12 protein-coding genes are annotated in these 4835 nt (G+C 59.7%); 2 read left to right on the top strand and 10 right to left on the bottom strand.

Features of this window, described 5'->3' with window-relative positions; genetic code table 11:
• Window positions 1–210: 210 nt before the first annotated feature.
• The 10 genes from ACILSL_RS26830 to ACILSL_RS26785 all read right to left on the bottom strand — a co-directional run bounded on the left by ACILSL_RS26830 (window position 211) and on the right by ACILSL_RS26785 (window position 3575).
• The gene (locus ACILSL_RS26830) at window positions 211–462 is read right to left on the bottom strand and encodes a hypothetical protein (protein ID WP_395735147.1); all 252 of its coding nucleotides are present in this window, start codon (window positions 460–462) and stop codon (window positions 211–213) included.
• On the bottom strand, window positions 459–713 hold the full coding sequence (locus ACILSL_RS26825; protein WP_395735146.1) for a hypothetical protein: 255 nt from the start codon (window positions 711–713) through the stop codon (window positions 459–461). The genes ACILSL_RS26830 and ACILSL_RS26825 overlap by 4 nt, the downstream gene beginning before the upstream one ends.
• A complete protein-coding gene (locus ACILSL_RS26820; RefSeq protein ID WP_395735145.1) occupies window positions 710–1210 on the bottom strand; it encodes a hypothetical protein in 501 nt (166 codons plus the stop codon). The genes ACILSL_RS26825 and ACILSL_RS26820 overlap by 4 nt, the downstream gene beginning before the upstream one ends.
• Window positions 1211–1213: 3 nt before the next feature.
• Entirely contained in the window at window positions 1214–1435 is a 222-nt protein-coding gene (locus ACILSL_RS26815) for a hypothetical protein (protein ID WP_395735144.1), read from the bottom strand.
• A 31-nt stretch (window positions 1436–1466) separates the two neighbouring features.
• Window positions 1467–1889: a hypothetical protein gene (locus ACILSL_RS26810; protein WP_395735143.1), complete on the bottom strand. Its 423-nt coding sequence runs from the start codon at window positions 1887–1889 to the stop codon at window positions 1467–1469.
• Window positions 1890–1891: 2 nt separating this feature from the next.
• On the bottom strand, window positions 1892–2035 hold the full coding sequence (locus ACILSL_RS26805) for a hypothetical protein (RefSeq protein ID WP_395735142.1): 144 nt from the start codon (window positions 2033–2035) through the stop codon (window positions 1892–1894).
• Between the two features lie 136 nt (window positions 2036–2171).
• Window positions 2172–2387, bottom strand: coding sequence for a hypothetical protein (locus ACILSL_RS26800; RefSeq protein WP_395735141.1), 216 nt, complete (start codon window positions 2385–2387; stop codon window positions 2172–2174).
• Window positions 2384–2923, bottom strand: coding sequence for a hypothetical protein (locus ACILSL_RS26795; protein WP_395735140.1), 540 nt, complete (start codon window positions 2921–2923; stop codon window positions 2384–2386). Before ACILSL_RS26795 ends, ACILSL_RS26800 begins: the two co-directional genes overlap by 4 nt.
• A gap of 21 nt (window positions 2924–2944) precedes the next feature.
• Window positions 2945–3337, bottom strand: a complete 393-nt coding sequence (locus ACILSL_RS26790) for a hypothetical protein (protein ID WP_395735139.1) — start codon at window positions 3335–3337, stop codon at window positions 2945–2947.
• 37 nt (window positions 3338–3374) lie between these two features.
• Window positions 3375–3575, bottom strand: a complete 201-nt coding sequence (locus tag ACILSL_RS26785; protein ID WP_395735138.1) for a hypothetical protein — start codon at window positions 3573–3575, stop codon at window positions 3375–3377.
• A gap of 176 nt (window positions 3576–3751) precedes the next feature.
• Between ACILSL_RS26785 and ACILSL_RS26780 the strand changes: the two genes are divergently transcribed.
• Window positions 3752–3955: a hypothetical protein gene (locus tag ACILSL_RS26780; protein WP_395735137.1), complete on the top strand. Its 204-nt coding sequence runs from the start codon at window positions 3752–3754 to the stop codon at window positions 3953–3955.
• Window positions 3952–4398: a superinfection immunity protein gene (locus tag ACILSL_RS26775; RefSeq protein WP_395735136.1), complete on the top strand. Its 447-nt coding sequence runs from the start codon at window positions 3952–3954 to the stop codon at window positions 4396–4398. The genes ACILSL_RS26780 and ACILSL_RS26775 overlap by 4 nt, the downstream gene beginning before the upstream one ends.
• Window positions 4399–4835: the final 437 nt, after the last annotated feature.

The raw sequence follows: 4835 nt of genomic DNA, 5'->3' as shown, positions 1-4835 counted from the left end.
CGTTCCACATGCTGACCGTGTAGGCGTTCGGCTTGATGGGCGGAGCCTCCATGGTTTTTTGCAGCGCCAGCATGAGCGCGTTCAGATAGTGCTGCTTCACCGACTCGCGGTGCTCCTGGCGTGTGGCCTTGTTTAGGACCACGGGGGGGGGCGGCTCATTTTTATGAGCTTCAACTGCAAACGAGTGCAGGCGGAATCTGAGAGAGGATTTCATAGCGGCTTCGCTCCTTTCTCCGGCCTGCCGACCTTCGGCAGTTGTTGGACGGCGCAGAAGGTGATCTGGCGGCGCATCTCATCGGCAAGCTCGACGGCACCGGGGGCGGTGATGTCGCGGTTGATGTAGTCGCGCAGCAGGTTCGGCTTCGCAGCGCGCACGCGGCCTTGGCAGCGCAGGCACACCACATCACCGGGGAACATACCACAGCGGCACACGGGGCAGGTTTCAGTTCCGCGCTTGCTCATGATGCCATGTCCTCCACGCAGTAGATGTCATGCCCGCCGTTGACCTTGCGTCCCTGGTAGGTCTTGCTGGGGCGTTTCTTGCGGATGAGGCAGAGCACATTTTCCAGCTGCTTCGCGTTCACGTTTTCGCCGCGCCAGCGCAGCACCTCGCCGGGTTTAAGTTCTTCGATCTTCGCCCGCAGATGCGACTTCACGCCGCGCCCGCCTTTCGGAGGTGCAGCACGTTCAATGATGAATTCAGACTCGCTCATTTCGTCCCCTTTCGTTTTTTGTGTTCAGCGGCCACGGCGGCGGTGTAGGCGGTGAGCTTGTTTTCAAGATCGGCCAGATCCGCGTCGTCGAGGTTCTTCCAGGCCCCGCCGATGTGCATGTCGTGCAGCGCGTCGCGGTCATCCTTGGCCTGCTGCATGAGCTGCTCGGCGGTGAGCGTTTCGTTGTTCGCATTCTCGTTGCGGTTCTCGGCGCTCTTCTTCGTGGGCTTCGGCGGGGACTTGTGGGCCTTGTCCTTCCACACGCCGAAGCGGATCATCATCTCATGCATCGTCTGCCCATCCACGGCCTTGTGCAGGATCTTCTCCACCTCCTGTTTACGCGCCTCTGGAAGCGCGTTGAAGGGCTTCTCCAGCACGTCTTTAGCCATGAGGATGGGCAGGCTCTTGGCCGCGCCTGCGGCGGTGAAGCCTGGCTGGCTGCATTTCGGACAGGTGTGCAGCGTTTCTGCTTTAACGAGAGTGGTCTGTTTGCTCATGAATTAGAGGCGTGAAAGTGAGAGGTCTCGGAGGCCGTCGACGATGGTGAGCGTCTGCATGCCCTTGCTGCTGAGAGTCCATTCCCGCTCGCCGGTGCAGACGAGCAGGCCTGTGCCTTGCATCTGCTCCGCGTATTCGAGGGCGGGATCATCTTCCGGCAGTGAGAAGGAGCTGCCTTCACCGGCACTCAGCAGAGTGGCCCAGATGGCAGTCGGATGTGTCATGGGATTGCTCATGGTGCTTCGTGGTGGGGGATTACCAGCGGGGCTCCTGTGCGCCCATCACGGCCATGAGGATGGCGTAGACAGCCGGGATGAAGAGCACCGCGCCGAGCACGAAGGCGATGAAGCCGAGGATCTGCGGCAGGGCGTAGCCGCTGGCACTGAAGCGCGGATGAGGCGGGGCGAAGCGGTCGCCTGTTTCATGGCGCGGCTCCGGCATCACGACGGTGCTGTGATCCATCGGCGCTTCTTCTTCCTCCGCCTTCTGCGGCAGCAGCTCGATCTGCCACACAATGGCCATGGCCAGCGTGTGCAGCGTCAGGCAGATGAAGGCCACGGCGAGTGCCAGCCAAAGGCTTTCCGTCCCTGCGTAAGTCAGCGTGGCGCTGGTGATGCTCAGCAGCGGCGCAAGGTTCAAGAGATGGCGCGGGGTGAGTTTGTGGAATGGGATGTTCATGATCATGCGTCCTTCCGGTTGAGGTATGGTTTGATGAGATCCCTAAATTTTTTCAGGGCGGTGATTTGATCCATGGCCGTATCGGCTTCAGGGATGCCTGGAACGAGAAGCAGGCCGTTGCTTTCGCCTTGGCCGTGGCGTGCCATGCTGCTCACGAGATCGCGAACAATTCGGCGGGGGCCGGTGATGATTGGAAGAGCGCCTGACGGCACATGTCTCCGTCTCTTTGGCGTCGTGAATTCGATACGGCCTGAGGCCCATGCATAAGCGGTGCAGTTCATCTTATGCGTTCCCTCCGGTTGGCATGGCGGCAGGCTTCACGATGAACGTGCTGCTCTGTTCGGCTGCGGCTTTGAGCACCTCGCGGTGGCTGATCGGTGCGACGTGCATGCCGCGTGCGATCTGCGCGTGGGCGAGGTCACGCAGGTTGTGAGTCATGGTGCGCACGGCAAAGGCCGCGCTCGGATTGGTGCTGTGTTGTGGATGTGATGTGGTCATGGCGTTGTTGTCTTGGGTGCTCCCGCGTCATGGGCGGGAAAGAGGTCAGGCATGCCCGCGTAGGGGTCGGCCTTCGGGCGGGCTGCGGGCTTGGGTTCCTGCTGCGGCTTTTCAGGGGCGGGCTTCACCGCCACCAGCAGGCTGCTGCGTGCGTTGATCAGCGCCTTGCAGGCACCGATGATCCCTTCGAGGATCTGGTTCGTCAGCAGCGGCAGCACCTTCTTGATGATGGGCTGCGCATCAGCCTCGGTGAATTCATCACTGTACTTGATGAGGTAGACCAGCAGACTCAGGCCCAACGTGGAGCGGATCGTTCTTCCAGACGCGGCCTTGGCCGGATACCGTGTGATGGCGAGCAGGTGGCTGTCGAAAAGATACTGCGCACTGCGGCGGCTCACGCCGAGCAGCTCCTCCACCTCGCCGAGCGTCCACTCCGCACCGAGGCCACGGTCCAGCACGGCGCGCACCTTTGGGTGCATGCTGTTCCCATGCACTTGCTGGGCAGGGGCGCGGTGGGAAGGCTGGGCGGTGATCATGGCGTGAAGGGCGTGTGTTGATCAGGCGTGGGTGGCAGCGCCGATGAGCTGCTCGATCTCGGGCGTGATCTCCGCCTTGCCGTGTTCGGTAATCAGCTGCGCCTCCAGAGGCTTGAACCACGTTTCAATGATGGCTTTACTGGCGGGCTGGGGCGGCGTGTTGGCAGCTTTGAGCTGGCGTGCCAGGGCCACGGCCTGGCTGACCGTGCGCAGGCCGGGAATGGGCCAGTTCAGATATTCGGTGGAGGTCTCATCTGCGTCGTAGATGACGAGTTCGAAATCGTCGAAGTTCTCGTAGCTGAAGCCGATGCCCGTCTCTGCGTAGAGGGCTTCGTTAATGGCGTCTGTCTCTTCGGTGGTCAGCTCTTTGAGGAGCTTGCTGGCAAAGCTATCAAGAGGGGATGCGGGTTGCATGGGTGAGTGTCGAGATAATTTATACACAAGGGCAAAATCAATTCAGCTGACCCAAGTCCTTCTTCACGAGGAAGCGCACATAGCCGCTCCAGTTGTTGTCGTGATCGGTCTTGGCCTTGGCGAGCGACTGCGTGTAAAGATCCTCGTCAATGGAGACAGCCGCTGTCACGCGGGGTTTGAGAGTCTTGCGGCGGACACGAGTGGAAGATGACGACGGTGGGTTTTTGGTGGCAGGCATGGCGGCGCGTTTTGGTTTTGGTCGGGGTTTCTTGGCCTTCATGTGTCGAGTAGAACATAAATAATTTATACAGCAAGCCTGAAATAGAAATAATTTATACACGAAGGTCAGCAGGGCTTAATCTCTCTTTGCTTGCGCCGCGTCGAACAGCGTCGGCCGTTTCCATGGACCCTCAAATGTTCGAGGACGCCAAGGCGCGGGCGAAGCGCCTTGGCTTCCCCACCTTCTCTTCATATGTCGTCCAGCTCATCCGCGCTGATCTTGGCAGTGGCTCCAGCGGCATGCTGATTCAAGAGACCACCACCACACCTCCCATTACAACCAAACGGGAAGACACGACGTACGCTCCACAAAAAAAGCCACCTCCGAAAAACTCATGAGCCTCCTTATCAACTGCCCGCATTGTCAGCATGAAGTCAATGTCCCGGCCAATGAGCCAACGCCTTGTCCGAACTGCCAGCAGATCGTCATCGCGGAAGCTAGTCCAGGGCTGCTTCAAAAGTCATTGAATTACGAAGGCGGGCCGGTGGCGTATTTGCTTGTGCTGCTGGTGCTGGTTCCGGCTGTGCTCGTTGTTTTATGGTTAGGCCTTCCCTACATGCCGGAGATGAGCAGCCTGGGTAAGTTCATTCAAGGCGGGCCTTTGTTGTTTGTGGCGCTGGCTGTTTATTTCATCCCATCGCTCATCGCCAGCGCACGTCATGCATCCAATGCAGGTCTTATTTTCCTGCTCAACATCATCACCGGAGTGACCATCATAGGCTGGGTTGCGGCCTTTATCTGGGCTGCGGTGGACAAGACAAAGAACAAAGCGACGACGTGAGCTGGATCAAAGTCGCAACGTGCGACTTTGATCGGCATGTGATGTGAGCAAACCCGCAGCGTGCGGGTTTGGTCGTATTTTAATTTCCGCACGCTGCGGAAATAAACGGCCCTGCCATCGTGGCATGCGTGCACTTATTGCGCTGCGTGCACAGGCGGTGCGGGAATGCGCGGCGGATGATGGAGGCATCGCACCGGGAGTGATGTCCCCGGTCCGGGTCATGGGTGCCATGGCGTGGTCTTCAGACTGCGCCATGGCCTTACGACCGGGCCGGAGCCGCGCACGGGCGATACCCACGCCCATGAAAATCGACGCCTGCTTCCCACCGCCACCGCAATACAAACAGAAGCCGCTGCCGTGCAGCGATCTCACACCAGCGCGCCAGAATGCGCTGCTTCATCTCGCAGCCTTCGCTGCTATCGCCGAATCACTCGTCG

Origin of the sequence: Prosthecobacter sp. (assembly GCF_044222345.1) — a bacterium.
In the GTDB taxonomy this organism is placed as follows: Bacteria; Verrucomicrobiota; Verrucomicrobiia; order Verrucomicrobiales; family Verrucomicrobiaceae; genus Prosthecobacter.
The sequence above is the reverse complement of the archived record's forward strand: the minus strand, read 5'-3'. Positions and strand labels throughout refer to the sequence as shown.